The sequence below is a fragment of the Paenibacillus aceris genome, from assembly GCF_017874035.1.
Classification (GTDB): domain Bacteria; phylum Bacillota; class Bacilli; order Paenibacillales; family NBRC-103111; genus Paenibacillus_E; species Paenibacillus_E aceris.
This window is the reverse complement of the sequence record NZ_JAGGKV010000029.1, coordinates 47,101-73,816: the sequence shown is the minus strand read 5'-3', so window position 1 is coordinate 73,816 and position 26,716 is coordinate 47,101. Positions and strand designations below refer to the sequence as shown.

The window sequence follows — 26,716 nt, the reverse complement described above, 5'->3', positions numbered from 1 at the left end:
GGGCTCTCGGCACCATAGTTGAACGACCTTCCTCGCCAGCCGTATTAACATTATAGCCAAACTCAACAAATTTTCATTTGTCCGTGGTGCCCCGTTAGGGGCATGGATGGCTAACGAGGAACGATTGTTCTTAAAGGAGTGGTATTGCTGGATACAACTGAATTAAAGAAATTCATGGTTGAGAAGAAGCCGTTTGAGGAAGCTATAGATGGGTTTTGGGGTTGGATAAAGTCGTGGAAAGAAGATGACCCAGAAGATTATTTTAACGTATTCGGAAATGAAGATATTTCAACAATAGAATTAACAAGAGAACGGATTGCTTTAGTTATTAATTGTAGTTTCGACACACCTATCGAGTTCATACAAACCACTTTAAACGTAATTTATAAAGAAGACCTTATTGCACAATATTATTATTTACAGAATTTCAATGGTGAAGTTATTGATGATGTACTGTCATTTGAAAAATACTCTTTAATCACAAAAAATGATTAAGCTCTAACGAGGGACATAGATAAATGGAGGCTGATCGCATGAGCTCGCATCACCGATTGGATACGAATGTGCCCGGGCCGCTGTACGTCACGTCCGCCTGTATTGATTGCGATACGTGCCGCCAGCTCGCGCCGAGGATATTCACCGAAGCTAAAGGATTCTCCACCGTTGCCCACCAGCCTGAAACGGGACTCGAGCAGAAGCAGGCACTGCAAGCCTTGCTCGCTTGTCCGACAGCGGCTATAGTGAGCGAGGAGAAGAGCGACATCGCCGAGGCGATGGCCGACTTTCCGTTGCTGCTGGAGGACGGTGTCCATTATTGCGGATATACGTCGCCCAAATCGTTTGGCGGCAGCTCGTATTTTATCATACGGCCGAACGGCAATTGGCTTATCGATGCGCCGCGCTTCGTGCCGTCCTTGGCTCGAAGGTTCGAGGAAATGGGCGGCATCGATACAATCTTCCTCACGCACCGGGACGATGTGGCGGATGCGAAGTTGTATGCGAAGCGGTTCGGCGCGAAGCGCATCATCCATGCGATCGAGAGGGAGGCGCAACCCGACGCGGAACATGTGATCGAGGGCTTCGAGAATGTGCAGTGGGATAACGAGATGAAAATCGTCGTCGTTCCGGGCCACACACGTGGCTCGATGGTGCTGCTGTATCGGGAGCGGTTCCTGTTCACGGGTGACCATTTGGCATGGGACCGGCACCGAGGGGCGATGGAGGCGTTCGAGGATTATTGCTGGTATTCCTGGGAAGAGCAGGGGCTTTCTATGGAACGACTTGCTGTTGAAACTTTCGAATGGGTGCTTCCTGGCCACGGGGAACGGGTGAAGCAGCCGCCGGAGGACATGAAAAAGGCGATGCAACAGCTGGTCAACGAGATGCGGGGGCGATGAGCGGCATGAAGACCCCAATAATACTTCAGAGGAATTGTGACAGCAACCGGTATAAGAATACGGTGCTTGAGGCTGCAGGGAAAGATCCGCCGCAAGGGACTCGACGTATTTCTTCCGACGCTGAAGTTTATCAAGCATTCCCAAACCTTTAAACTGTGTTACGTTAGTTCATTCCGCTAACGGGAGAACGTTAGTGCAACAAGCTACACCAGGAAACTGATGTATGAATTTTATTGAAATGAGGAACTAAAATGTCTGGTATCCCCCCGTATCGGGACTTCGTAATTCCGTTCTTTCAAATGCTAAATGATCGAGGACTCTACACTACAGATGTAATTAATAAATAATTTAGTGATTTTGTTTTGTATATCGGAGGAGGATACGAAAGAAATGGTTAAGTGCGGAAGACAATATACATATAGAAATCGAATGATTAACGCGAGAACTTTCCTATTAAGAAATGAATATATTCAATTTGATGGAGAGAAAAATTTATTCATTGCTGACAGAGGAAGTCAGTTCTTATTGAATCTTACATTGAGCTAACTGGAGACGAAAGTTGAGGGGATTGCTTCACAGCAGCTCCTCTTTGTTTTTTTTAAGTAAACATGCAAATAAGCGGAAATTCATGACCGCAGCGATGAGGAAGCCAAAGAGAAAAACAGCTTTGTTTTCTCACGTTAAGAAAAATTGTGGATTTCCTCCACCTTCATACCAATGCTACCACCTCTTGTATTAGCAGCCCTTTGCTGGTTTTCCCGTAATTTCTGGCCTCTATGAAAGAACGGAAATGCCATAAATGCCAAAAGCATTAGAATGCTAAAAATAATGGGACCTTGCCCAAATCCTAATATGCTGAGCAATATACCACCTATCCAGGTACCTGCACTCTGTCCAATAATCATAAATCCACCAGCGCCATAATAAGCTCCTCTCAAGTGTGCGGGCGCAATTTCACCAATCAGAACATCACCAATTACATAACATAGAATTTCACCGGTCGTAAATATCACCATAAACAAAACTAGCATATACACATTCTCAAATAATCCAAATCCGAGTATGCCTAATCCAAATAGCAGACACCCGACTTTTAAAGAGGTCAAGGAAGAGAACCGCTTCATTAGCCTTGTAAGTGGATATTGAATGATCACAACAGTAAGCGTATTGATAACGAAAAGAAACGAATACACGCCCAAACGGTTATGACCAATAAATTGTGACAATGTCGAATCTAAGTGGGAATACGCCCCCGCCACGAATACGTTTCCTAGAAGAAAATAGATGAACACTTTATCTTTAAAAACGATGCTTACTGTTTTTTTCATAGAAACCAGATCCGATGTCTCCTGAGGTTCCAACTTATATAGAAGCATGAAAATGATCAAGGCAATCGCATATACTGCAAAGATTCCGGCACTTACCATAAACGGTAATAGCGATGAAAGCCCTCCTGCTCCTAGCTTCAATCCAACTAATGGCCCTACCGACCCACCAATGTTAATGGCAAAGTATCTTGCATTGAATGCATCAGATCGACGTTCCTCCGAAGTGACATCAGCCAATAGGGCTCTGGCAGTGGGTTCAAATACACTTCGAAAGAGACCGTTCAAAGCACTCAATAAGAAGAATAAACTCGTATTTTCAGCGAAGGCGAACCCGACAAAGACAAGACTCCATGCAGCCATCGACGAAATCAATACGGGGTATCGCCCCAAGCGGTCGGATAGTGCCCCTCCAATAAAACTACTCCCTGTTCCTACAAATAAGCTTACCGCCAAAATAGCTCCAATCGTAGCAGGATCGATTCCTTTTACCTTTCCTAGATAAATCGCCAAAAAGGGAATCGTCATATAAAAACCTGTACGTGAGAGGAACGTTCCAATAATAACAGCCCATGCGACTGGATGAAACTTCAAAGTTTTCATTCCGGTAATCGCAGCATGCCTTCAATCGTCACATGAGCGAACCCTCCAACTTTAATGATTGTATCCAATTCCGTCGGTATGATAGTAACAAAGAGTGTTCCAGGCCGTCCAACTGCATCACCTTGTCCGATAGTCAGTCGATGAGTTTCTTTATTACTTACTATGCCTTCCAATACAAGATAACCAGCCAAAGCGCCATTTGCCGCCCCGGTCACAGGATCTTCTGGGATGCCAATTGCAGGTGCAAAGTCTCGTGTGTAGAGGTTAAACCCTGGTTTTGCGTCAAATGTAAATAGATGTGTGGTACTGATGTTATACTTTTTATTAAACAACGACAATTGATCCAATTTTGGAATGGCTGTGTCGATCGCCTGATGCGTTTTCACTGGAACAACCAAATGCCAGTTACCTGTATAGGCAAGCTTGATGGGATAGCGGTCGTCCAATTGATCGGGAACGATGCCTACCAAGCGAGCAATTTCTGACTTATCAAACGGGACTTGCTTCACTTTAGGCGAAACCTGCGTCATGGTCACCTTGCTGATCTTGTTTTCGTTTTTATCCCAATGAACTGGAATTAGACCCACTTTGGTTTCGAAAACGATCTGATCTGCTTTTTCAGCCCATCCGTACTCGTTTGCAAGCAACCAGGCGGAACCGACTGTAGCGTGACCGCAGAAGTTGATTTCTTCAAGAGGTGTAAAATAACGGACGCGAAAATCTGCTTTCGGATCGGTAGGCGGCAGTAAGAATGCCGATTCTGGCAAGTTTAACTCGTTGGCAATTTTCTGCATTTGCGTTACAGTTAAACCACTGGCCTCAGGTATCACACCCGCGGGGTTGCCTTCAAACGGATTTTGGGTAAAAGAATCAATATGATATATTCGTATCTGTTTCATCGCAATAACTCGCTCCTTTTCTCTATTGGTTCCATCATAGCGAGGTTTTAATCATCCGTAAAATGAATATTTACCATGCTATACATGAAAAATAATTCATGAAAGTGGGTGTGAAATTGACTTTATATCAATTAGAGGTATTCCTAGCTGTAGTGAAGACAGGTAGCTTCACCAAGGCAGGGGAGCTTTTGCTTGCAAGCCAATCGGGTGTTAGCCACACAATTGCTGATCTGGAAAAAGAAATAGGAGCTCTTCTTTTTTCCCGTAGTCGTAAGGGGATTAGTCTGACTGAAACGGGGGAACAAATCGTAATTCATGCTCGTGAGATCGTTAAGCAAATGGAAAAGATTAATCAAATAGCTGCAGCGGCAAAAGGTATTCAAAACAGCACAATACGAATCGGCTCATTTCCTAGCTTTTCAACAAATGTAATTCCAGGGATCTTTCAAGCGTTTCGGAATCGATTTCCAAGCGTTGACCTGCTTCTCTTTGATGGAAGTTATACCGAGATTGAAGCATGGATCAAGTCAGGGGTAGTTGATCTCGGGTTTCTTTCCAACCCTTGTGATGGCATAGAAATCAAACAGTTAATTCGCGACCCGTTGGTTGCGGTCCTGCCAACTAATCATCCACTCGCGAAACAAGACGTTATCTCCATCGAGCAGTTGGAACATGAACCATTTCTGTTGTTGAAATCCGGATGTGAGGATCTTGTTATAAGTGCATTTCAAGAGAAAGCAATTAGTTTTAATACTCAGTTCGAAGTTGCTGATAATGCGACGATTATCTCAATGGTAGAGGCAGGAATTGGAGTGACAATCGTACCCTCCTTGATATTGCCGATTAATCCAGTAAATGTTGTGGTCAAACAACTAAATCCCCCCATTATTCGTGAAGTAGGATGGGCTATTCTCTCACAGCAAATTGTTCCTCCCATTATAGCTGCCTTTATCAAAGAGACACAAAGCTGGTTGGAGGAGGCTGGTTTTTGAGGCTTTTTTGACTGGCAGTATTAAGCTAACGGAGGAACTATAGTTCAATCACAATACAACGGAAGCCGGCACACGATCGGCTGCCGTTGTCGGTTGAAGTAACGGGAGGAAAGTTATGGCCCATATCCAAAAAAAGGTAAATGGTAACTGATGTTGAATTCTTCACCTGAACGCAAGTATTAATGAGGTGATAACAATGGCATAGAATATTGGGTTACTCTGTATAAAGGCGGATCCAACTGTCGTCGAAAATGAAACTTATCTTGACATTCTTTATAAATCGAAAGAAGGGCTTCATTTTGAAGAGATTACATCCGTTACTATGGGATCAGCCCTTGGAGTTGGTTATGTAGAGCCATGGACATTAATTTTTGATATTAACGCCCGATTTATATTTGATGAGAAGTTTCCACTTGAAGCATCAAAGAAATTTAAAGTTAAGACATTTTGGATTTCAGAATCACTAATATATAGAGATTACCATTTCGGTATTTTCAAAAAAGGTGGAATTAAAACGGAAATTAATGGGGGTGAAGAAGGACTAAGATATTTGTCTTCAAAGGGGATAAAAGCAAAGGATGAGTGGGGGGAGACAATTATTTTTCAAATCATTGAAAGAGAAATATTGAATAAAACAGATGGGGATTTTATTGGTTCAATATGGAGTTTACCATTTGCAAAGTATGATCTTGATTAGTTAATTAACCAACAAGAGACTAAGTTAACGAGAGACGATAGTGCAAAAACAAGGGACAGATCGCCGTGGCAGGCAACTGTCCCTTGTTTCATTGAAGTAACGGGAACGGAACGTCTAAAAAATAAACGTCGACGGAGGTATGAATGAGGAGATATATAAAATATGCAATAATCATTGGGGTAGTTCTCATGATTTCTACTGGATGCGGTAAAGAGGTTATAGGCGACGAAAAAACAGCGGAGCAGTACGTTGAACTACACGGTAATAAAGTTACTTCTCGAAACGGCGAAGTTCAAAAGTACGTCTTAGATAAAAGCAACCTGGAATCAACGCAGTATCAACAGATATGGGGCGTTCAAAAGGAAGAGCCTGACAAGTATTTCGGGAAAGAAATAACCGTATACGGATTTACAGTGAAACAACATCCGCTAGAAAAAATATATAACACTGAAACCAACGTCTCTGTCATAGTTTGCGAAGGCAAAGTACGCTGATTTTATCTCTGTAGCCTGTTCTGCTATTCCAGCTAACAGCGCAATTAAGTCTATCACCTGCATGCAAACCTTTTTCAAGTAACTGGAAGAAAATAAATGAGAAAAAATACAAAATATTTTTAAACCCGTCACCCATAAATTACCAATATTGATACGAAATATTTAGAGTATGAAAAAAAACTATTTGGAGGCTGAGAAGACGTTGGATTTAAACTTTCCGTATCATTACAATTTAGACCGTTTGAAACATGTTCGCTTTAATTGCAGGAACGAAAAAAAAGGGAAGAGTTAATCTTCGGATGAGCCCGGTAGGAGGGAAATTAGTATAAAGACGAAAACGTTTATTTTTGCTGCATTTTTTTTATCGACTGGGGCTTCATTGCTGGTTTATATTTTTTCGGGGATTTCCATGCTATACACTTTGATAGGCGTTCTGATACTGGCATTCATGATTGGAAGAATGATTTGGAGAAGAATATCTTCCGAAAAACAATCCGAAATCAAGTGGCTTATCGGTTACGGGACAATCGCTGGTTTTCTGGCCACATGCCTGTACGATCTTTCCCGATTCGTACTAATTAAAGTGACGGGCTTTCAATTTTGGCCGTTCGATATTTTCGGGATATTCGGAAAAGCGCTCGCCGGCGAACAAGCGACCGGTCTATGGGTCAGCATGCTTGGAGCCGTATTCCATATCGCCAACGGTACGACATTCGGGATCGCTTATACGGTTGCATTCGGACGCAAAGGCATTTGGGCAGGCTTGGTTTGGGCGATGATCCTCGAACTGGCGATGGTTACCGTGTATCCGGGCTGGCTTGACGTGAAAGCTCTCGACGAGCTCGTTTCGGTTTCCGTGTTCGGCCACATCGTTTATGGTGTGGTTCTTGGTTATACGGCGAGGAAACTGATCTTGAGAAAGGAGACACCTGTCCATGTCTCAGTCTAAGCCGTTTCGTCAACGGTTCGTGCGATTTTGGTGGGTTCAGCTGCCTTTGCTGGCTAGCCGGTTCTCCAGTAAGCTTCCGTTCACATTCCTCGACGGACTTTACCTGGCCGCATGGCCTGCGGTTGCCTCCTGGGCACCTTTGCTGGCGCTGATCGCAGGACTTGCGATCGGCTGGTGGCATCCGGGGTTCGAAAGTGTTTTCAGCGAATCACTTATAGTGGTTATGATTGCGGCCATTTTCGGAATAAGCAGCGCGAACCTCGGACTGCTTTTTATCGTCGGCTTTATCGTCGGCGATTTCTTTCTGCACCACACAAGCTGGACGCAGGTCGGATGGCGGCGGAACGAGGGTTTTTTGGAGCATGTCGGTAAGGTGAGGTTACCGCTTTTGATCGAGTATGGTCTTTTATTTCTGCTAACGGTAAAAATCCCCATGGTAACTAAAGCGCTGACCGCACAGCTTCTAATTCCTTTCCTACCTTTGAAAACCGGCTTCAAAGTTGCTGCCGCACTGTACGTGCTGCTCACCGGAGTGCTCGTGTATTTCTGGACGCAAACCGTGCCGGTTCTGATAAGGCCGGTATTCACCTGGGTTTCAACCAATCCTCCGGCGAAGGCAACCGTTCCTTTGCAGCATTATGAGTGGGTCATCATCTTTGTTGCGATCGTAATCGCCGCCGTTCGAATGCTGCTGCAGGGGATGACGGCGTTTCGCAGCGAGGTCGGAAAGCCACTTGAGGAGCTGGAGCGAGAGCTGCGGGATCTTCCCCCTGTCCGTTCGCTCGGAGACCGGATCAACCCATGGTTTTCCACCGCGGCCGCCGCGTTGTGGTCAGTTCTGATGATTGCGGGAATTTATAAATCGTTCATCGATCCCGTGCTGATCGGAGCATTGATTTTTGTGCTGCTGGCGGTCCGAAAACAGTTAATACCCGTTCCTTTCGGCGTCTGGGCCAAGTGGATGGATAAGATTCCGCTGCTCCTCCGATTGGTCATCGGGTTTATTCTGATTAAAATCATAGCTTCGGCGATATTGGAAAATATGCTGCGTTCTACGAATACGTTCCGGCCGCTGCTTCTGATGACTGCGCTTTCGATGATAATTATTTTCCTGCTCACCCCCCAGCTTCCGATCGTCCGGCCAAAGGAAGGTGAGCCGTCGAAATGATCCGTTATTTCCCTTTAGGGACGCTTATCGCAGTGATTTTGTTTTTTGCGTTTCCGGACGCGGCGACGGCCGACAACTGCGGGAGCTTGACCGATTGTTTCAACACGCAGAGAGCCGCTGTCGCCGCGACCGTCGGTTTGGGGATATTCGCAACGCTGCTTAGTGTGGGGCTTAATTTTGTCCCCGTCGTGGGACAGGTGAAGGGCATTATCGAAGCGATTACGGGCAAAGACTTGATTACCGGCCAAGAGCTCGAAACCTGGGAAAGGGCGCTCAATCTCGTTCCTTTCGGTGCAATAGGGAAAATCGGGAGAATCGGCGATATTTTGGATGCCGGCGGCGATGTTGGCAAAGGATTGCGCCATGCCGACGAGCTAGACGAATTGGCGGATGCCGGCCGGGCGGGACGGACCGGAGTCCCGTCCAAAGGTTCGCGCAGGGCGGTTGATGTTGACGCCGGAAGTGGGCCAAGGCGATCGCGAGATGCAGACGGCGAAAGCACTCCAACACCGGAGGCCGGTTCCGGAGGCGCTGCCAAACCACCTAACGATAGCGGCGGGCGAGGCAGTTCCTCGGGCCACGGCGACAGCGATCCCATCCGACCGAATGATGGTGAAGGCGGAAAACCAAAAGTTCTTCTTTACAAATTAAGGCCCGGATACGATACACACTTCTCAGAAGTTGAAGATGTCGTCTGGAAGAAGGGGAGAGGTATTCTTGGGGGACACAATCTTCATAATTTTGAAGAGGTTTTTACTAAGAATGGTTGGAATATGGATGACTTAATTATATCTAGAACACCTCATCCAACAATCGATGGTGTATATGAAATAAAATATCAATTACCCGCCAAAGATATGACAGGCCAAATAATTGAAGGGCAGTATAAAAACATTCCCTTCCCGAAGACGGTGTACGACCCAAGTGTAATACCGGATGAAAAAATGTTAGAGTGGGGACGGCAGGCAATGGCAAATGCTACACAATCAACAAATGGAAGGATACTAACTGGTACTGCCCCGAACGGACTTAAATTTCAAGGATATATTGAAAACGGTGAAATAACTAACTTCTTCCCGATCCTTGAGAAGCCATAACTTTTTATTGATGTTAAATTAATACTACCTGAAGGAGTATCTTATGATCACTGAAAATAAGAGGGAAAAAGACCTGATAGAATTATATTACGCTAATTTAGGCCAATCTTACTTTTTGGATGCCATAAAGAATTATTGTAACAGACAAGGCTTTGGAATAGGTTCTATATGGTGTCTTTTCGCGAATGAACTTCAACCTTGGGAAGAGGGCTATTTTGGAGAGACCGGTGTAGCATACTTTTATGAACATCCTGCTGTGGAGAAGAATGAAGTACTGGTTGTTGACTACGATGATTTTTTCTATTATTTGCAAAAGGCCAGTAAAGATTTTATAGAACGTAATCCTAGTAGAGAGAATGAAATTTTTCAATATCTAGAAAAAATAAAGGAAATATTAAAATTGGTTTAAATGATGAGGACGCTATGACAGATTCATCGAAAGAGGAACACGATTATGTAGTAAAAACCATGTCCCCCAAAATGAGAAAAATCCGAACAACAGAGGAATTGATTTTGGCGTTGAAAGAAATACTAGATCATTGCACTAACGAAGAACGATAGTATAATAAACCACAAAAGGCTGCCGCGTGCAGCCTTTTGTACTAACCGGCAGAATAATTCTATTTGCAACTTAAGATCTTCAATTACGGTTAACTTTTATAACAGCTCCTCTTATTACGAAAGGAAGTGAATTAAATGAAACTGCCTTATAAATTTGGATATTTACTAACAATAGTCTGGTTTATCCTGATTGTTTATGGATTTACTAATTTTGATTCAGATAATGAAGACAAGAAGGCTACAATTGTTTTGTTCTCTACTTTTGTAGGGCTAATTTTATTTCCAATTTATTTTATTAGCGTTTATGTGTATTACCGTTTATTCAAGAGAACATCATGAATCAGGAACGCTCAAGTCATTCAGCTAACGAAGAACGATAGCGCAATAACCAGGGAGCAGCTCGCCACGCGGCAGCTGCTCCCTGGTTTCGTTATAGTAACGGGCAGAATTGCGTAGTAATAACCCCATTAATCGGAGATGGTTTTCAATTAATTTCCTTTTTTACAACAAACTGAAATCTTTAGCGTCTATATTTATAACAATGAAAAGGAGTGTGTTTAATTGAAAAAATTTCTTTTAGGTTTAGGCTTCGGTTTGGTTATTGCCTGTTCATCTGTAGCTTTTGCGTCGGACTCTATTCAAGCTTTATTATTCCCAACAAGTTTTGAAATTAATGGAAGTAGTATTGAATTAAATAACGATTATATGGTTTTTAATGTAGATGGGCATGCGTATGTACCTATTCGCTTTGTAGCTGAAAGTATGGGGGCAACCATTGACTATGATATGGAATCACAAAAGATTTTTGTTAAAAATCGAGACCTAGATTTAACTGACCCAGATTACAAAAGTATATCTGTTGGTAATTTAATATTAACTAAAGATGGGAATAACACAAAAGTTACAGGTCAATTGAAAATGGAGAATATGGGTAATGAGGAGAACATGGTAGGAGCAAATCTTTCCTTCTATAATGATAAAGGCGAAAAAATTGGTGACGTTGCTATAACTGGAACAAATTTTGGTAATAAAACGAAAACCTTTGAAGCAGTTGATACAGGTGATTTTAGGGCATATTCTAACGTAAAACTACATATTGGAGCGGTGAATTATCATATATTGGGTGGAGGTCCTGGGAAGTAGCTTTCATAGAGGTATTGCTAAGAGCCGAAAAAGAAAACGACACAATATGGATAGCCTGGATAATGTATTTTCTCGAAAGAAAAGAAATCATAAATGAATATTGTGATTACAAAGAGATATTAGAAATGGCAGAATGGTGAATGCAAACTAAGGTCGGAATATAATGAGTCCCCGTAATAATAATTTTCCCTTCTTCATTTTTTTAACAATCCGAAATTAAAAGAAAATCAACGTCAAAGTTTTCAAAACATGATAAACCATACAATAATAATACTAAAAAACAAGGTGTAACTTTCAGCTCATGTTAAACATTCGAAGCTAGATTACGATTCTGATCACTTTTACAAAACGTGAAACGCGGCCCCAATATCTGGGCCGCGTTTAGTAGGAAATCGGCATCAATTACCAATTAACCATTCACGCCACATATATATCAAATCAATCATTTATTGTTACGTTTATTTCGCTGTTTTCTACTTGATAACGGTTCTAAATCAATTTGGATACGTGCAAGGATACCTGCTGGATTGTTCACACTTCTGTTGGCATTCGAAGGGAAGTTAAAACCGGCAATGACTATATCATTTCTACCTCTGCGAAGGAAGCGCACGATATCGAATGTTCTTCCGGAGCTAAAGAAAGAAACATTGTTCTGCGGGTTGTCGATAACTACAGCTCTACCATTTATCAATACGATGGCGAAGTTATCAACGGACAGGAATAAAGTAGCGTTGTCAATTTCATCTAAATCCCTGTTGAGTGTAAATCTTCTGGCGACCACGGCCGCTGGACCATTCGAATCATTTCTCCCCCAAACATAAGATTCGCCCGCTTGTGGTGCTACCCATGCTGGATTTCTATCAATTTGAATTGCGTTTGTCCAACTGCTATTCGTACTGATTGTAGTAGTTTGGGTAATAACAATGGGTCTTTGTGCATTCAATGATCTTTGAGCGGAAGCTAGATTTTTTCTTATACTGCCAGCGGAGATTCCCTTATTTATTGTAGGTTTTTGTACTTGTTGTGCCGGAATGTATACGTTTTTAGTGTTATTTTTTGTGACAGTTCTTTTGTACATTTCGTCCACTTCCTTTCCTAGTCGTTCACAAGCATAATATGAGACTAGCATTCAAACAGAAAGTGGCAAATATAATAGTCAAATGAATCATTTCTTGGCAACAATCAACACTCTTCATTGTAGTACTGCAAATTATTACCTACATTGTAGGATTCAGTATCTAGGCAAGTTCCAACCGGATCGGAGACATCCCGAATTCATTAAAATAACGGGAGATTTCGCTAATGAATACATTCCCTTTCATTTCATCTCCGAACTATGGAAGCAGAGTTACCGGCACGCTCGTCTACAACTATATCTTCCTGTGATTCTCGGCAGTCCGATTCCCATTCTAAGACATCAAACGTCATTAACAGGTGCTCGTTCAATAAAATTGGAGCGATGCGCTCGATTGCGAGCGTACCAGACCTCCGGTTTGGCTCATTAGAACAGAGATCACATAATTCCTTGATGTTTAACAAAGTAAACCCGCTTCCATTAGCACAAGGGCTACTTGGCTATGCATATACATACCCGACATGATCGGCGGGGGCCAATATATGAGTTTCACGGCAGATAAATAGGATCCAGAATTATTTGTCCGTTATGCTCAGTGCTCTGCCTTGTTCCCTATGATGCAGTTCTCTGCGGCACCCTGGCGGGTTCTGGATGACAAGCACTTGCGATACTGCGTAGAGGCAGCCCAACTCCATGCACAGTTCGGTTCAGAGATTCTGGACCTTGCAAAGCACTCAGCCATCACTGGAGAGCCGATTCTGCGTCACATGGCTTATGAATTTCCAGAAGAAGGCATGGAGACGATCCAAGATCAATTCATGCTGGGGGGCTCTCTACTTGTTGCACCCGTTATAGTAAAGGGCTTGAGGACCCGAAATGTGACGTTCTCATTCGGTATTTGGATAGGAGATGACGGTACTTTCGTGGAGGGACCAACGAACCTGCAAATTGATGTACCACTCGGTAGACTTCCTTGGTACAGGAAGCGTTAAATCATTGGCCTTCATACTAAACTAACGCAGAACGTTAGTTCAAACAAACCTTGGAGCAGATTGCCGTGGCAGCTGCTCCTTTTGTCATTAAGCTATTGGGAAGTTATCTTGAGTATCGGTTAGTTGAGGACTTAATGGGGATATTATGTTAAACACCTGTTGAATTGGAGGGTAACTATGGGCAAAACTGGAATAAGTTTTATGATGTTGATTTGTCTAACATTGTGTAATCCATTGATACCTCAGTTAAATGCTAAGATGCCTGTCATCTCACCGCAAGAAATGATTGATAGTTCAGACCACATAGTCGTTGGAGTTATTAAAAAACGTGATTACATAGAAAAACACAGGGAAGTTACAATCACAATTGATGCTGTTTTGAAAGGTAACCTACATCAAAATGAAATTGACTTGAAGCAAGACAAAGATCAGATGCATTTATGGGTTACTTTCGATTTTCCTGAAGAGGGAAGTAAGGTGATGTTGTTGTTAAGAAATTCAGGCGAAGGTTATGCCCCTAGATATGCAAATAGTGTTTGTGTCATCAATAAAAACAAAATAAATTTATATGAAGGTATGGGATTTGGAAATTGGATGCCTAGAGATTATGAAGAGACCTATCAAGTCTTTTATGAAAATGCTGTAACTACACGATTAAACTAACGGAGAACGATAGCTCAATAAACATGAAGAAACGGCAACCTGCATATGAACCGCATTTACTCCTCCTGCTTCCCCAATTAGGAAACAACTATGCCTATTGGACGCCCTATAAAGATAAAAACTGCCTCAAGGCGGTGAAGAGTACTTACATCAGTTCGCTCGACGATGGTTATGTTTAGCTTTAATGATGCGGTAACAGAGCTTGATTGAATTCGGCACGGAAAATACTTTTTCTAAAAGATATGAGAACGCTGAACGGTTTCCTCGTTTCGTGTTGCATTCAATGCAAGAAGCGAGTAAGTTTTGGGGAAGATCTGAGCCTCCTTTGCTTGAAGGGACAATATGATCTACAGTCGTTGCGGGACGTCCACACCACAAACAAGTGTAATGATCCCGTTTTAATGCAGCTTTTCGATAGTCTCGAAATAAAAATGGGTTGTAAAGTAATTGGATTGTCTGCTCGTCGATCCAGACTGCACGGGCTCGATTAACTTCCCTCCAAGCCCGGTGAAGTAAACATGGGGTTAGTTTTTGGCCATCCACATTGAGTACTCGTATCATAGTTAATCGCCTCCTAAGGCTAAAGTTAGTATAACCACAGACAATTTGTTTATTTGATACGTGGTTATTTCTGTTGGAGACGAGAGGAGTATCGGATATGTTAAATTCCTTAGCAGCTCGATAACAAGAAGCCTCGCTGGGAAAGCTCCCGCGGGGCTTTTTTTGTTAGGCTCTTTTAAAACTCGATGTTGATTTTATCATTAAGCAAACTGGCAGGATAACACAGTAACTTCGGTTAGGAATAGACAGGAACTTAGACATTCCACTAAGAAATAATAATACAAATCATATCACTTTCAGAGGAGCAATCATCTTGGGTTATATTATGGAGTTAAGACGGCTTATAGGCACACACCCCATAATCATGGCTGGTGCATGTGTGTTATTAACCGACGATAAGAATCGTTTATTATTACAACGTAGAACCGACAATGGTTTGTGGGGGTTACCTGGCGGTTCATTAGAACCAGGAGAGAGCCTCCCAGATGTAGCTAAGAGAGAACTATTTGAGGAGACAGGTTTAAGCGCGAACTCATTAACATTGTTTGATGTGTTTTCAGGCAACGAGTTTTATTACAAATATCCTCATGGTGACGAAGTGTATAATGTTGTGACCGCTTATGTATGTAATGATTATATCGGCACTTTAGAAAAGGATGGAGAAGAAGTGATGGATTTACGCTTTTTTGATTCTAAGGAAATTCCATCTGAAATCAGTCCACCCGATTTGCCAATCATCAAGCAATACCTCTTAAACGAAGAACGATAGTTCAATCACGACATAAGAAAAGCAAGAACTAGACGACAATTCTCCTACAAAGAATGATATTAAAGATACGAAAGTGATTGCACAGCTGGACAAAGACGGGAGATACGCCGTACCGAGCCTTCCTAAGGGCATTTATGCCCTGACAGCTTTAAAGATTGGGAGTGCAAATCTGCCTTCGAAATATCAAACTTTCATCTACTGCCGTACCAACTTGTTCACGTCCCAGATACAACCTAAGCGAGGTTTGGTCTAGGTCGAATCATTAGTTTGAAAGCAGCAGCAAGCCGTTCTGTCGACATACGAGAAAGTTCAGAGATAGCTGAAGGGATGATTGCGGGGGCAGGGCTGGATGTGCTCTCGATTGAGCTGCTTGCACCCGATCATCCGTTAATTCAAGCCAGCAATTGCATCATTACACTTCATATGGAGTGGGCTACACGCACAAGCAAGATCCCGTTTATTGGATTTTACGGCAAGTAATGTAGGTTCTTTTCTGGAAGGGCAACCTGTAAATGTGGTGAATAAAACTTGATGATCCTCTATTAGTCCGAGTAAACGAACCAGTCGATACTTTGTTTGCCTAACAGTTTGCGCTGCCCGTTAAATTCATCATAAATGCTCAAGTTGTATTTCTTCAAAAATTCTGTCTTGTAAATAAGATTCTGATCATTCACTGAGATCGTAAACGATTGTTTTTTGCCAAGCTTCAGTTGATTACTCTCGGTTTCTGTGGTCTTATCTCCGGGCGGGTTTTCAAAATCCTTCAGGTTGTATGACCTTTCGAAGGATACATTCCCTGAATGATCGTCAAATACAAGCACCAGCTTATGACCTTCCGTATTCGTCACGGTCTGACTGTTTTTCGTAATGTCATAATCGAAATTCAAGTAGAATTTGCCAGTATCGATCGAAGTGCCGATTCTGCTCATAGAAATGGTGTATGGGAATAGTTCGATTTGCTTCAGCGTATTCTTGACGTCATTCTTCTCGACAGGCAATCCGAAGGAAACGGGCTTGACGTAAGCATCCGGTTTGTTTACCTCTTGTTTATCATCCTTGGTGATTGTGACCGCATCTCCGAGAATGATTTGCATGTTTTCTGTAGTATAGCCTTGCGGAAGCGTTGTCCACACATGAAACCGTGCTTTGCCGCTGGGGCCAATCGGATTGGTTATTTCGGACACTTGCGCCGGGAAAATGGTGCCATCAGCTGCTCGGAAATGGGCAACCATCGGAGCGATAGCATTGAAGCGCTTCTCCAGGTTATCTACTTCAAGCTCTGCGGAGAGAAGATCGCCTGCAGGTCCTGTATAGGTATTGATGGAGGAGACCGTGTACTTGGAATTGCATCCGATATCCTCGCGTTTATAAGACGAGTCTGAGCCTATAAACGGAATCGCTTGCAGATCGGATTGTCCTGTTAGTTCCACAAGATCGATTGTTTGTGTATCGCTCTCTTTTTCCTGAAGCACTAATTTAATATGATCAAATTGGGTGGTGTAGGGAATCTTGCCGACAGCTTGAAAATCTATACTGGACCCGGCATTGATGCTGATTGCTTTGTCCGTCTGCACGAGCTTCACTTCAACTTTAACGGAGTTATCAAGCAGAAAGTAAGCGGTCATATTCGGGATGGGGAGCGAGTCGCTGCCTTTGTTGATTAGTTTGACGTTCGCGTTCAAGATATCTTGATCTTCCCAAGGGAGACGGTAGCTTTCGTTCAACTGGGCTGTGTACTCGCCTGATTTGTCACTAAATTGATATTCTTGACCAGGCTCCCCTCCGGATACTTGAATAACTGGCGGCAGCTTTATATCGCTGACAAGTGTGTTCATTTTCAAATCCGTTACGCTTTGTGTAATGAGTAGCTCCCAGTCATCCGGATTGACGGAAATCGGGATAGTGCCGCTAAGCTGCAATTCCTTCGCTTCTTTGGGGTTAATGCTCGTATCCTTTCCATTTTTTGCATTCAGCGGGTAAACCAGACCTTCGGAAGTGCGTATGGCAAATCGATAATCTGGCAGCGTTAGCTGGGTATCACCGACGTTTTCCATGCTTAGAGTAATGCCCGGCAAATAATTCTTCTCATTCTTGCCTCGCGAAAACTTGTGGATCTTCGCTTGTATATCGTTTCCGTCAACCTGAATGATGGAACCCTCATCAGCGGGTGTTACTCCCGAATATGAGGCTGGAACAGGAATTTGTCCCAGACTGCGTTCAAAATTCGGCTGGCTGAAATCCAACTTGTAAAATTCCACCTCAAGGTCCTGCAGCTTGATTCCACTTTCAACCTTGGAATAATATGTAAATTGCTTCGAAGAGTTGGCAGGTACCCGGCTTTTGTTTTTATCCGATGGCATGAGTTGAACGTTGTATCGGCTCCCTGATTTACTTTTCAGTCTCATCCAGTAATCCATGGGAGTCTGATCGGAATTTCCGTTATTCCGGACGGTTAACGTAAATGTGACCGTACTGCCTGCTTGATCGGGAAGGAGTGTCACTTGGTTCAATTCAATAATCATGCTGTCAAATGGCGATATGGAGCCTATATTCTGACTTTCGCTCGATGAAGCATTTACCGTCGTTGTTGTCATCGGTGCGAAGCTTAAAGTCATAACCAATGCAGCTCTTGTTATTCGTGATGCCCAACTTGTATTCATCATTGTCCACCTCAGTTTGTCTTGGTTGATCTACGCTTTACATCCTAAATCTCCAATGTGACAACTGGGTGACAATGCGCTGCTATTCGATATTTTCCTCAAGTGGAAGGGTAAAACAAAACGTTACTCCGTTGTCTTCGTTACGCACGCCATAGCTGCTGCCGTGTCGCTGCAAAATGGCTTTCACGATGGACAGCCCGATACCGGTCCCTCCGAATTCACGGCTTCCCGAGCGGTCCGCTCTGTAGAATGTGTCCCAAATATAAGGTAAATCTTCTTCAGCAATAGGCTGTCCCTCGTTTTCGATCTCTACCCGCACCCATGATGATTCGGGAATTACTCGTAATGTCAATTGTCCTCCGATCGGCACATGACGTATCGCATTTCCAAGCAAATTGATCAGCACTTGCTCTAGCCGCTGCCTGTCTGAACGTACCCACAGCTCTTGCTCAAGATGCTCTACCCATTCAAGTCTGATGGACTTTTCATGGATGAAAGACATCATTTTATTTAATACCGACCGGACAATCTCATGAATTGGAACTTGGGTCCATTGCAATGCAAACCGGCCGCTTTCTAATTGGGATAAGTCCAGCAAGTCGGATACAAGCCGCGCCATTCTCTCCGATTCTTCAATAATAACGCCCGCATACTTATCTCTTTTCAAGCCATGCCCTACATTATCTTTAAGCGCTTCGGCATAGCCTTGGATCAGACTGACCGGCGTTTTCAATTCATGCGATACGCTGGCTACAAATTGTTTGCGCAGTTGTTCCAGCTGCTTTTCTTTCTCGATATCGGCAAGCAGTTTGGCGTTCGCCTCCTGCAGCTCCGCCATCGTCGTCTGCAAGTTAAGGGCAAGGTGGTTCATCGTTTCCGCAAGTTGGCCGATTTCATCTTTTCGGTTAATTCGGGCACTAGCCGAAAAATCCAGCTTGGCCAGCTGCTTGGCTACCTTGTTTAAATGGACAAGGGGGCTTGTTATCGTGCGGGAGAAGAAAAAGGCAAAAAGCATAACGAGCAATACAGCCATTGCATAAAAGTACACATAAAATCGGCTCATCACTTGAACGGCATCACCAACAGGCTTAAGCGTAGCTAGTGCAATCAGGTAGGCGGCTCCACCGGACTGGTTCACAGCGTCCGGAAGCTTGACTGCGGCAAGCAGCATATTTTCGTTACGGTCATCGAGTGACGATATATTCGTTACAGATATTTGTCCTGGTTTGGAAAGGGCTTTCAACCTATCTGTATGTTGCAGCCAAGTGTTCAATGTTGTCTTAAGTTGGTCAGTATTGATGCCGCTGTTTGAGCTTGCCGGAATGGAAGGCAACAGTTTTTCCTCATTCGAGCTGTTCGACGGGCTTCCGGAATGAATGTCAATTTCGTAATTGGGGGGCTTTTCCGCAGGAGACATAGGCATAGCTGGCATTGTAATATACCCTCCGGTGTATACTTCAATCTGTGTTCCACGTTGGTACAAAGCAGCTGTTAAGCCGTAAAATCGCTGTTCAAATTGGTATACTTCAATGGGCTTTGAGTTCAATTCGTATCGGCCATCTGCGTATAACTTATAAACTTCCTCAAATTGCTGAGATAGTTCTTTTGTTTTTTGATACGTATAAAAAGTGCCGAAAAATTTCGTTTGCAGCACTACCCAAACTACGATAAATATCATTAACCCGATTAATGTAGCCCAAAATACTTTATAAGACAATCGCTCTATTTTCATGATTGGCCTCATCGCTTGTCCTGAAATTTATATCCATTCCCGCGTACGGTTTGGATGCAGTCTGCTTTATCGCCCAGTTTTTTGCGCAGACGCTTAATGTGCGTATCCACCGTCCGAACATCACCATAATAGTCCATTCCCCATATGCGGTCGAGCAGGGCGTCTCTGGTTAATACGACATTAGGGTGATCTGTGAAAAATAATAGTAAATCGTACTCTTTCGGAGATAATTCCAGTAATTCACCGCGAATATAGACTTCATGAGCCTTTTCGTCAATTTCTATATCCTGATTTTTAATTCGCTGATCACCGTCTTCTTGCGAAATCCAACGATTTAACAGCGCTTTAATTTTGGCTGTCAATACTTTGGGGCTGAATGGCTTGGTTACATAATCATCCGCGCCCAATTCATATCCATGCAATTTATCTTCTTCCTCCGATTTGGCGGTCAGCATGACAATAATCGCTTTAGAATGATTGCGGATATGCTTGCATACTTCAAAACCGTCCATGCCCGGCATCATAATATCGAGCACGACCAGATCGGGAGGATGAAGGCGTACTTGGTCAAGCGCTTCATATCCGTTGTCGGCTTGACTAATCTCGAAGCCCTCTTCCTCCAAATAATCCGCGATCAATTCCCTCATCCGCCGTTCGTCTTCCACAATTAATATTAAGGGCTGCTTGGCCATTACAAGTCTCTTTCCTCCTTATTCGTACGCTGTCACCTGGTTGTCACATTGGACCTATAAGATTCAAATTGCTTGGTGAAAAGCAAATCACAACTATTATGGAGGAAAGTGTTATGAAAATGCAACGCTTGGCGCGCAGGGAGCTGTTCGTTGCCCTGAGCTTTCTCACTCCAAGCTTTATTGGATTTTGCTTGTTCTATTTGATTCCATTTGGAACAAGCTTGTTATATTCCTTTCAAGACGGGCTTAACAGATCATCCTTAACCTTGTCGAATTACAAGGAATTGCTGCTTAGCTCATCGTTTCAGAAGGCAGCAGCGAATACCTTTTGGTTCACCGCCGTCAGCGTGCCGATCCTGGTCACATTATCTCTGGTCGTGGCGCTGCTGCTGAATCAACGTGTCTTCTTCCGGAATTTGCTGCGGACGGCCTATGTGCTCCCGCTTGTCGTGCCGGTAGCTTCTATTGTTCTCGTCTGGCAGATCCTGTTCGATTGGAATGGTGCAATGAATGTTGTGTTGAACCATTTCGGATTGAATCGGATCGATTGGATGAAGTCGGATTGGGCAGGTTTTGTCGTCATATTGATTTATATATGGAAAAACATCGGGTATAATGTCGTGCTATTTCTGGCAGGACTGCAAAATATTCCAGACCAGTATTACGAAATTGCTAATTTGGAAGGGGCAAGCTCGAGGCGAAAGTTTTTCAGTATTACGCTCGTATACTTAACGCCTACTACTTTTCTGGTTGTATTGATGTCCATATTGAATTCGTTCAAGGTGTTTCGGGAGACGTACCTGGTCGCTGGTGCTTATCCGCATGATCGTATCTATATGATGCAGCACTATATGAACAATATGTTCCTGTCGCTGGACATTCAGAAGCTGTCGGCCGCGGCGACATTAATGGCCTTATCCATTCTAGTGCTCGTGCTTATATTATTTCGCGCCGAGAAGAAGTTCCGTTCCTTTATGGAATAATTAAAGGTCTTGTGAGGTGAAATTTATGTTAAAAGAACGCGTGATGCCTTATCTGCGAACCATCGTCTTGATGACTGTTGCTGCTTTGCTGCTGATGCCCGTCGTTCTGACGGTCGTGAATTCGTTCATGACGGAACGGGAAATTATGGCCAATTACGGCATGCTGGGGAAAAGCGATATGAGCGATTTTGTGAATCTGAAATGGATTCCGGACTGGGTTTCGTTCGCACAATATTTCAAGGTTCTTATCGCTACACCCCAGTTTTTGCATATGTTTTGGAATTCGGTCTTGATGGTAGCCCCCATCATTATCGGTCAGGTTGTCGTCGGAGCCATGGCTGCATTCACTTTCGCGAAGCTGCGGTTTCCGGGAAGGGAGACCCTGTTCCTGCTCTATTTGATCACTATGCTGATGCCCTTTCAGGTAACCTTGGTGCCCAATTATATTATGGCGGACTGGCTGGGACTGTTAGATACCCCAAGCTCTATCATATTGCCCGGCGTATTCGCCGCTTTCGGGGTGTTCCTGCTGCGGCAGTTTATGCTGCATATTCCCTTTGCCTATATGGAAGCAGCTAAGATGGACGGGGCCGGTTATGTAAGGACTTTTACGACCATTGTACTCCCGATGGTAAAGCCGGGAATTGCTGCACTTGTAGTTCTATTGTTCGCCGACTACTGGAATATGGTTGAGCAGCCTCTAATATTTTTGCAAGATCCCGGTCTGCAGCCGCTGTCTGTGTTTTTGTCCCAAATTCAAAAAGAAGCATTCGGCGTTTCTTTCGCCGCTTCCGTTGTTTATATGATGCCTATGGTGCTGCTGTTTTTATGTGCAGAAAAGTACTTTATTGAAGGCATTCAGTTGTCCGGTATCAAAGGATAGCGAAAAAGGAGATATGAAAAATGGTTTTAAAACGACAACGACTGCTTACTACACTATTTATCTTGTTTTTTATCGTGCTCGCCGGCTTGACCTTGTTCAGCAATACATTTCAAACCGCCTTACTCCCTAAAGTAACGACAGAGAAACCGGTCAAAAAGACATTGACCCATACGATTAGAGGCGGCGGTGTCATCACCCCGAAGCAAAAAAACGATGTCGTCAGCGATAACGGGTGGAAGGTTGCTAAAGTGAATGTCAGCAAAAACGATCAGGTCAAAAAAGGCCAGGTACTTATTACGTTTGACGATACCGCTGACAAGCAGCAGTTACTGGATGAAGAGGACCGGTTAAAAAAGATGAGCTTGAACCGTGAAGCGCTGAAGGAACAGTTCGTTGCAGCTCAACAGGAGGGAGATGAGGCCAAGATTCGAAAAGCGAAGAGGGATTTGGAAATCGATCAGCTCGATACGGATATCGCACAGCGGAAAGTCGATAGCATGCGCAATGATTTATCAGAGAAAAGCACCTTAAAGGCTCCATTTGACGGGATCGTAGCTGATATCAAAGCAAAGGAAGGAACGGCCACGCCTCAAGGCCAATCGCTGATTACGCTTGTGAACACCCATGAAGGGTACGAGCTATCCTTCTCGACGAACGAAGATTCGGCTGCTTTGCTGCAAATCGGAGAAGCTGTAACGCCTGTCGTTACCAAAGATGGGAAGCCTCTCAACGTGAAGGGCACGATTACGGAAATTAAAGACGGACAGACGGTCTCCGGCGATGGCCAAGGAGGTTCAACCAAGCCGGGTGGCGGAGGAGGAGCAGAAGATGGCGGGGTAGATAGCGGAGGCAAGCCGCAAAAAACTGTCGTCATCGCCGTATCCGGCGAAGGCATTCAAGGAAGTGAGCAAGCGACTGTCCGAATTGAGAAGCAGGCCAACCTGCAGGGGCTGGTAATAAGCAAAGAGATGCTCAAGAAAGACGGGGCAGATAGCTATGTGTTCGTCGTTCGCGAGAAAAAAAGTCCGCTCGGAAACTCTTACTATGTGCAAAAAGCCAAAGTTAATACGGGGGACGAAACGGAAGAAGGAATTATCGTTCTCTCCGGTATTGCCCCGCAGGAAGAAATCATAAAGGAAACAAGCGAACCGCTGCAGGATGGCAACCGGATTCGATTAAATTGAGAGGATGAAAGACATTGAGAACTAAAAAATGGGCGATAACATTATTAACCGGATTATTATTTCTGACCGCATGCTCCAGCAATAATGCTGCTACTTCCCCGGATCCGGGGTCCAAAATGTCAGGAGGCAAAAAAAACGTCGTTATTGCCGTACAGAGCTCAGATCGGTTTCTGGAAACCGCGGCACAGAAATTTGAAGATCAGCATCCGGAGATCCATATTGAAATTAAAGAATATTTGGCTACGGCTTCGAACGGTAACGGGATGAAGCAGGCGACCTCGCAGGCGGATATGGAGAAATTCGTGCAAACGGTCACTACCCAGGTCGCATCCGGCAAAGGTGCCGATTTGATCGCCATGAACAGCTTGCCCCAAGATAAATTTGTCGAAAAGAAACTGTTGGTCAACCTGTACGACTTGATGGCAAAGGACTCATCCTTTGATAAAAGCAAATACTACCCGAATATTCTCAAAGCCTCGCAAAACGGGGATGGCTTGTATGCGATGCCGTTTGCTTTCGCGCTTGACGTCATGGAAGGAAATACTGACCTACTGAAGAAGGCGAACGTTGAGATCGACGACAAGACATGGACCTGGGATCAATTCAAGGACATCGCCAAGAAGCTGAAACAGCAAGCGGGTTCGGATTATGTAGGCATTGTCAACTTGTTCCCTAACCAATTGCTAGCAGATTACATTGATAGTAATTATTCGAAGCTCGTACAGCAGGGCAAAGCCAATTTTGATTCGGATTTGTTCCGGAATATGATGCGCCAGATCAAGGCTATGTATGACGAAGGCATCCTCAAAGCTGAGTTTTCGTATGATTATAGCAAATCCCTGTTCTCGATGTATGGATTGGCAAGTCCGGAGCAGGCTATAACACAGCCGGCCAATACGAGTAATTTTCAAAAGCCTACGGTGGACGGGAAGGCGCAGGGAGGAGGATTCAAAACCTATTTCAGTCTGGGTTTGAACAGCAAATCGAAGGTTCAGCCGGAAGCATGGGAGTTCATCAAGTTCCTGCTGTCTGACGAAATGCAATCTTCGTCTGATCTGATGGGGCTGCCGCTGAATAAAGCGGTTATCGAGAAAAAGCTTGATGCAGCCATACAAAGTATCGCTAACGGTAAGCTGCAAATGCCGAAGATGAAGCCGGATGACAAAATGGTGGATGAGCGAATCCAAGCCTTGAAAAAGCTTCTCGAGGGAGCGGGTGTGAAGAGCTCCAGCGATATGAAAGTAGTCTCAATTGCCATGGAAGAATTCGAATCGTACATGAGCGGCCAGAAATCGGCAGAAGAAGTGAGCAAGCTGATCCAGAACCGTGTGAACACGTATTTGAACGAATAATAGTGCATGGCAATATTTTGAAGATGGGATTTTCGCATTTTTCTAATGAGTGATTAACCTAACGGAAAACGATAGTTGAATAAAGACACTGCGGCAGCCGGCCATGACGATCGGCTGCCTTTTCCATGCATACGGGCAGGATAGCAGAGAGATACGTGGAATATATTGTAATTAAAGAATTTGGGGAGGAATTGTTATTAATTCTCAAAGAGACAAAATACATAAAATCATTGCCGAATGGGACCCATTAGATTTAAAGATCTACGTTATCGAAAGTTATGAAATACTAAAATGCATTCACTCTAGCGGGTCAAGGGAGCCTGAGCGAATAGCAGGGTTTATTGAATCTATGCTTCAACATTTGGATCCTTCGCGCAAATAAAATAAAAGTGAATGCTTATTAACTGCTAAAAAAATTATTAAAGTATTGGAATAAATTTAAGTCATTTCGCTAACGAGGAACGTTAGTTCAATTAATAATATTTTGAAACGGTGATGATTATATGGACAGAACTGAGTTACTACTTGAAAAGTATGGTTTAGAACCAATGAGAGAACACAGGGATATTCTTAAAGAGTTTCTGGGTAGAGAGTCTTTAAATGAGGAGCGCGAGGATAATGAATACCTGAAAACACTCTGTATCCTTGTATATACTTATGGAATTGCTGAGGATACATTGCTGATATGGAAAGCAAAAAATATTGATTTCGATACAGGTTGTTATATTGATGGGGAACTACTTATAGGTGCGGGACTAGAAGAAACCATTTCATATTTAAAAACATTAAAAACCGCTGAAGCGGCAAAAGAATTAGATTATCTCACGAACCTCAAGACGATAGGAAGGGATAAAGTTTTGGAGTTTTATAGGAGTTATTATGGATTAAGCTAACGGGGAACGATAGCGTAATAAGCAGGGAGCAGCCCGCCCCGCGGCAGCTGATCCCTGGTTTCGTTGAAGTAACGGAGGATAGTGGACATTCCGATTATTTTTTTATATGGGAAGGAAATGCTGATCGGCTACTTGCCGGTCTTGATTTTATTTCTTCAATTTGCGTTGAATGTCAACGTCATTCCGTTCGTGCTGCTGGCTGTCATCCTCGGCGTTATCGGCGGCGCTTCGAAAACGCTGGATATTACGATATACAGCCTGACGCAGCCGGACATGTCGACGCCATCAAGCGCAAAACAAACTCCCTTGTTCCATACGGAACTTGGGAGTTTGTTCTAATACCGATTAAATCTCAATCTTATCGATCTTTACCAGTAATGCACGTTGATAAACGGCTCCAGAAAGATTATCGTTGTTGTTATTTCTACCGTAGAGTGTTAGCAGGATGTCCTTTTCTTCATCCGAAATTGTTATCACTACCAAGGTGTGTTCATTTCCTTGCGTATCAACAGTGAGATTATTGTATTCACCCGGATGCAATTTTGTATGGTTAGTGCCAATCAATGCCGGTGGTTCAAGTTGAAACACTTCCAATTTTACTTTAACCTTTTCATCCCCGTTGTTAAATAACTCCAAATGCCAGTTGGCGAGATCATCTTCAAAGAAGTCTCTGTCCACAGGTCCAGTAGTAAGTTTTTTGCTCATTTGGCTTCCCCTCCTTTCTCTTAAGAAGTACTATATTAAATTCAAATAGAGACCTGCTTGACTGTATGATAACCCTAATATATTTCCATCAGATTGGAGACCCTGTACCAAACTTCGTATTGAACTAACGTAAGAACGTTAGTTCAATACGAACACCGCGGCAGCCGGCCAGAATGATCGGCTGCTTTTTCGTTGAACTAAAGGGCAGGATAGCGGAATAAAGTATGGAATAATACAGTGCTCCATG

Annotated in this window: 28 protein-coding genes; 20 read left to right on the top strand and 8 right to left on the bottom strand. The window is 43.6% G+C overall.

Annotated features, from left to right (window positions below):
- Positions 1-144: 144 nt before the first annotated feature.
- The gene (locus J2Z65_RS31320) at positions 145-495 is read left to right on the top strand and encodes a hypothetical protein (protein ID WP_167057149.1); all 351 of its coding nucleotides are present in this window, start codon (positions 145-147) and stop codon (positions 493-495) included.
- 38 nt (positions 496-533) lie between these two features.
- Complete coding sequence (locus J2Z65_RS31315; RefSeq protein ID WP_167057146.1) at positions 534-1,397, top strand: MBL fold metallo-hydrolase; 864 nt, start codon at positions 534-536, stop codon at positions 1,395-1,397.
- Positions 1,398-2,077: 680 nt separating this feature from the next.
- Here the strand turns inward: J2Z65_RS31315 and J2Z65_RS31310 are convergent.
- Together J2Z65_RS31310 and J2Z65_RS31305 are read right to left on the bottom strand one after the other, a co-directional pair.
- Entirely contained in the window at positions 2,078-3,325 is a 1,248-nt protein-coding gene (locus tag J2Z65_RS31310; protein ID WP_167057143.1) for an MDR family MFS transporter, read from the bottom strand.
- A complete protein-coding gene (locus tag J2Z65_RS31305; protein WP_167057140.1) occupies positions 3,322-4,224 on the bottom strand; it encodes a PhzF family phenazine biosynthesis protein in 903 nt (300 codons plus the stop codon). The genes J2Z65_RS31310 and J2Z65_RS31305 overlap by 4 nt, the downstream gene beginning before the upstream one ends.
- Before the next feature lie 98 nt (positions 4,225-4,322).
- On the opposite strand from J2Z65_RS31305, the gene J2Z65_RS31300 reads away from it, so the two are divergent.
- The 8 genes from J2Z65_RS31300 to J2Z65_RS31265 all read left to right on the top strand — a co-directional run bounded on the left by J2Z65_RS31300 (position 4,323) and on the right by J2Z65_RS31265 (position 11,325).
- The gene (locus J2Z65_RS31300) at positions 4,323-5,216 is read left to right on the top strand and encodes a LysR family transcriptional regulator (protein WP_240159665.1); all 894 of its coding nucleotides are present in this window, start codon (positions 4,323-4,325) and stop codon (positions 5,214-5,216) included.
- 322 nt (positions 5,217-5,538) lie between these two features.
- On the top strand, positions 5,539-5,913 hold the full coding sequence (locus J2Z65_RS31295; protein WP_167057136.1) for a hypothetical protein: 375 nt from the start codon (positions 5,539-5,541) through the stop codon (positions 5,911-5,913).
- A gap of 143 nt (positions 5,914-6,056) precedes the next feature.
- Positions 6,057-6,407 carry a hypothetical protein gene (locus J2Z65_RS31290; RefSeq protein WP_193580892.1) on the top strand — a complete coding sequence of 117 codons (351 nt, stop codon included), beginning with the start codon at positions 6,057-6,059 and terminating at the stop codon, positions 6,405-6,407.
- Between the two features lie 409 nt (positions 6,408-6,816).
- Entirely contained in the window at positions 6,817-7,356 is a 540-nt protein-coding gene (locus J2Z65_RS31285; RefSeq protein WP_167057130.1) for a hypothetical protein, read from the top strand.
- Positions 7,343-8,524 carry a hypothetical protein gene (locus J2Z65_RS31280; protein WP_209856226.1) on the top strand — a complete coding sequence of 394 codons (1,182 nt, stop codon included), beginning with the start codon at positions 7,343-7,345 and terminating at the stop codon, positions 8,522-8,524. The genes J2Z65_RS31285 and J2Z65_RS31280 overlap by 14 nt, the downstream gene beginning before the upstream one ends.
- Entirely contained in the window at positions 8,521-9,621 is a 1,101-nt protein-coding gene (locus J2Z65_RS31275) for a pre-toxin TG domain-containing protein (RefSeq protein ID WP_167057121.1), read from the top strand. Before J2Z65_RS31280 ends, J2Z65_RS31275 begins: the two co-directional genes overlap by 4 nt.
- Before the next feature lie 43 nt (positions 9,622-9,664).
- The gene (gene cdiI / locus J2Z65_RS31270; RefSeq protein WP_167057118.1) at positions 9,665-10,030 is read left to right on the top strand and encodes a ribonuclease toxin immunity protein CdiI; all 366 of its coding nucleotides are present in this window, start codon (positions 9,665-9,667) and stop codon (positions 10,028-10,030) included.
- A gap of 713 nt (positions 10,031-10,743) precedes the next feature.
- A complete protein-coding gene (locus tag J2Z65_RS31265; RefSeq protein WP_167057115.1) occupies positions 10,744-11,325 on the top strand; it encodes a stalk domain-containing protein in 582 nt (193 codons plus the stop codon).
- Positions 11,326-11,767: 442 nt separating this feature from the next.
- On the opposite strand, the gene J2Z65_RS31260 is transcribed toward J2Z65_RS31265, so the two are convergent.
- Complete coding sequence (locus tag J2Z65_RS31260) at positions 11,768-12,403, bottom strand: hypothetical protein (RefSeq protein ID WP_193580890.1); 636 nt, start codon at positions 12,401-12,403, stop codon at positions 11,768-11,770.
- 659 nt (positions 12,404-13,062) lie between these two features.
- Between J2Z65_RS31260 and J2Z65_RS35535 the strand changes: the two genes are divergently transcribed.
- A complete protein-coding gene (locus tag J2Z65_RS35535) occupies positions 13,063-13,392 on the top strand; it encodes an alpha-amylase family protein (RefSeq protein ID WP_338111668.1) in 330 nt (109 codons plus the stop codon).
- A gap of 177 nt (positions 13,393-13,569) precedes the next feature.
- Complete coding sequence (locus tag J2Z65_RS31250) at positions 13,570-14,055, top strand: hypothetical protein (protein ID WP_167057113.1); 486 nt, start codon at positions 13,570-13,572, stop codon at positions 14,053-14,055.
- A gap of 150 nt (positions 14,056-14,205) precedes the next feature.
- Here the strand turns inward: J2Z65_RS31250 and J2Z65_RS31245 are convergent, their stop codons facing one another.
- Positions 14,206-14,616: an HNH endonuclease gene (locus J2Z65_RS31245; RefSeq protein WP_036634585.1), complete on the bottom strand. Its 411-nt coding sequence runs from the start codon at positions 14,614-14,616 to the stop codon at positions 14,206-14,208.
- Between the two features lie 313 nt (positions 14,617-14,929).
- On the opposite strand from J2Z65_RS31245, the gene J2Z65_RS31240 reads away from it, so the two are divergent.
- Both J2Z65_RS31240 and J2Z65_RS31235 read left to right on the top strand, forming a co-directional pair.
- Positions 14,930-15,385 (top strand): NUDIX hydrolase, encoded by a 456-nt coding sequence (locus J2Z65_RS31240; RefSeq protein ID WP_167057110.1) that lies wholly within the window; start codon positions 14,930-14,932, stop codon positions 15,383-15,385.
- 267 nt (positions 15,386-15,652) lie between these two features.
- Positions 15,653-15,865, top strand: a complete 213-nt coding sequence (locus tag J2Z65_RS31235) for an NAD(P)-dependent oxidoreductase (protein ID WP_167057108.1) — start codon at positions 15,653-15,655, stop codon at positions 15,863-15,865.
- 62 nt (positions 15,866-15,927) lie between these two features.
- Here the strand turns inward: J2Z65_RS31235 and J2Z65_RS31230 are convergent, their stop codons facing one another.
- The 3 genes from J2Z65_RS31230 to J2Z65_RS31220 all read right to left on the bottom strand — a co-directional run bounded on the left by J2Z65_RS31230 (position 15,928) and on the right by J2Z65_RS31220 (position 20,469).
- Positions 15,928-18,048, bottom strand: coding sequence for a hypothetical protein (locus tag J2Z65_RS31230; protein ID WP_244999182.1), 2,121 nt, complete (start codon positions 18,046-18,048; stop codon positions 15,928-15,930).
- A gap of 79 nt (positions 18,049-18,127) precedes the next feature.
- Positions 18,128-19,777, bottom strand: coding sequence for a sensor histidine kinase (locus J2Z65_RS31225; protein ID WP_167057102.1), 1,650 nt, complete (start codon positions 19,775-19,777; stop codon positions 18,128-18,130).
- Between the two features lie 8 nt (positions 19,778-19,785).
- On the bottom strand, positions 19,786-20,469 hold the full coding sequence (locus J2Z65_RS31220; protein ID WP_167057098.1) for a response regulator: 684 nt from the start codon (positions 20,467-20,469) through the stop codon (positions 19,786-19,788).
- A gap of 98 nt (positions 20,470-20,567) precedes the next feature.
- Here J2Z65_RS31220 and J2Z65_RS31215 point away from each other — a divergent pair, with 98 nt between their 5' ends.
- From J2Z65_RS31215 to J2Z65_RS31190, 6 genes are all read left to right on the top strand, one after another.
- Positions 20,568-21,452, top strand: a complete 885-nt coding sequence (locus J2Z65_RS31215) for a carbohydrate ABC transporter permease (protein ID WP_420850809.1) — start codon at positions 20,568-20,570, stop codon at positions 21,450-21,452.
- A gap of 25 nt (positions 21,453-21,477) precedes the next feature.
- Positions 21,478-22,335 carry a carbohydrate ABC transporter permease gene (locus tag J2Z65_RS31210; protein ID WP_209856223.1) on the top strand — a complete coding sequence of 286 codons (858 nt, stop codon included), beginning with the start codon at positions 21,478-21,480 and terminating at the stop codon, positions 22,333-22,335.
- 20 nt (positions 22,336-22,355) lie between these two features.
- On the top strand, positions 22,356-23,519 hold the full coding sequence (locus tag J2Z65_RS31205; RefSeq protein WP_167057088.1) for an efflux RND transporter periplasmic adaptor subunit: 1,164 nt from the start codon (positions 22,356-22,358) through the stop codon (positions 23,517-23,519).
- Between the two features lie 14 nt (positions 23,520-23,533).
- Entirely contained in the window at positions 23,534-24,871 is a 1,338-nt protein-coding gene (locus J2Z65_RS31200) for an ABC transporter substrate-binding protein (protein WP_167057085.1), read from the top strand.
- Positions 24,872-25,374: 503 nt separating this feature from the next.
- Positions 25,375-25,764 carry a hypothetical protein gene (locus J2Z65_RS31195; protein ID WP_167057082.1) on the top strand — a complete coding sequence of 130 codons (390 nt, stop codon included), beginning with the start codon at positions 25,375-25,377 and terminating at the stop codon, positions 25,762-25,764.
- An 81-nt stretch (positions 25,765-25,845) separates the two neighbouring features.
- Positions 25,846-26,103 (top strand): hypothetical protein, encoded by a 258-nt coding sequence (locus J2Z65_RS31190; RefSeq protein WP_167057079.1) that lies wholly within the window; start codon positions 25,846-25,848, stop codon positions 26,101-26,103.
- Between the two features lie 6 nt (positions 26,104-26,109).
- Here the strand turns inward: J2Z65_RS31190 and J2Z65_RS31185 are convergent, their stop codons facing one another.
- Complete coding sequence (locus tag J2Z65_RS31185) at positions 26,110-26,469, bottom strand: hypothetical protein (RefSeq protein ID WP_167057076.1); 360 nt, start codon at positions 26,467-26,469, stop codon at positions 26,110-26,112.
- Positions 26,470-26,716: the final 247 nt, after the last annotated feature.

Coding starts and splice junctions, on each gene's coding strand:
- J2Z65_RS31185 (WP_167057076.1), bottom strand. CDS start 26,469: ATGAGCAAAAAACTTACTACTGGACCTGTGGACAGAGACTTCTTTGAA.
- J2Z65_RS31295 (WP_167057136.1), top strand. CDS start 5,539: ATGGGATCAGCCCTTGGAGTTGGTTATGTAGAGCCATGGACATTAATT.
- J2Z65_RS31205 (WP_167057088.1), top strand. CDS start 22,356: ATGGTTTTAAAACGACAACGACTGCTTACTACACTATTTATCTTGTTT.
- J2Z65_RS31280 (WP_209856226.1), top strand. CDS start 7,343: ATGTCTCAGTCTAAGCCGTTTCGTCAACGGTTCGTGCGATTTTGGTGG.
- J2Z65_RS31220 (WP_167057098.1), bottom strand. CDS start 20,469: ATGGCCAAGCAGCCCTTAATATTAATTGTGGAAGACGAACGGCGGATG.
- J2Z65_RS31285 (WP_167057130.1), top strand. CDS start 6,817: ATGCTATACACTTTGATAGGCGTTCTGATACTGGCATTCATGATTGGA.
- J2Z65_RS31315 (WP_167057146.1), top strand. CDS start 534: ATGAGCTCGCATCACCGATTGGATACGAATGTGCCCGGGCCGCTGTAC.
- J2Z65_RS31260 (WP_193580890.1), bottom strand. CDS start 12,403: ATGTACAAAAGAACTGTCACAAAAAATAACACTAAAAACGTATACATT.
- J2Z65_RS31230 (WP_244999182.1), bottom strand. CDS start 18,048: ATGATGAATACAAGTTGGGCATCACGAATAACAAGAGCTGCATTGGTT.
- J2Z65_RS31195 (WP_167057082.1), top strand. CDS start 25,375: ATGGACAGAACTGAGTTACTACTTGAAAAGTATGGTTTAGAACCAATG.
- J2Z65_RS31310 (WP_167057143.1), bottom strand. CDS start 3,325: ATGAAAACTTTGAAGTTTCATCCAGTCGCATGGGCTGTTATTATTGGA.
- J2Z65_RS31305 (WP_167057140.1), bottom strand. CDS start 4,224: ATGAAACAGATACGAATATATCATATTGATTCTTTTACCCAAAATCCG.
- J2Z65_RS31245 (WP_036634585.1), bottom strand. CDS start 14,616: ATGATACGAGTACTCAATGTGGATGGCCAAAAACTAACCCCATGTTTA.
- J2Z65_RS31250 (WP_167057113.1), top strand. CDS start 13,570: ATGGGCAAAACTGGAATAAGTTTTATGATGTTGATTTGTCTAACATTG.
- J2Z65_RS31290 (WP_193580892.1), top strand. CDS start 6,057: ATGAGGAGATATATAAAATATGCAATAATCATTGGGGTAGTTCTCATG.
- J2Z65_RS31275 (WP_167057121.1), top strand. CDS start 8,521: ATGATCCGTTATTTCCCTTTAGGGACGCTTATCGCAGTGATTTTGTTT.
- J2Z65_RS31210 (WP_209856223.1), top strand. CDS start 21,478: ATGTTAAAAGAACGCGTGATGCCTTATCTGCGAACCATCGTCTTGATG.
- J2Z65_RS31300 (WP_240159665.1), top strand. CDS start 4,323: ATGAAAGTGGGTGTGAAATTGACTTTATATCAATTAGAGGTATTCCTA.
- J2Z65_RS31215 (WP_420850809.1), top strand. CDS start 20,568: ATGGAGGAAAGTGTTATGAAAATGCAACGCTTGGCGCGCAGGGAGCTG.
- cdiI (WP_167057118.1), top strand. CDS start 9,665: ATGATCACTGAAAATAAGAGGGAAAAAGACCTGATAGAATTATATTAC.
- J2Z65_RS31225 (WP_167057102.1), bottom strand. CDS start 19,777: ATGAAAATAGAGCGATTGTCTTATAAAGTATTTTGGGCTACATTAATC.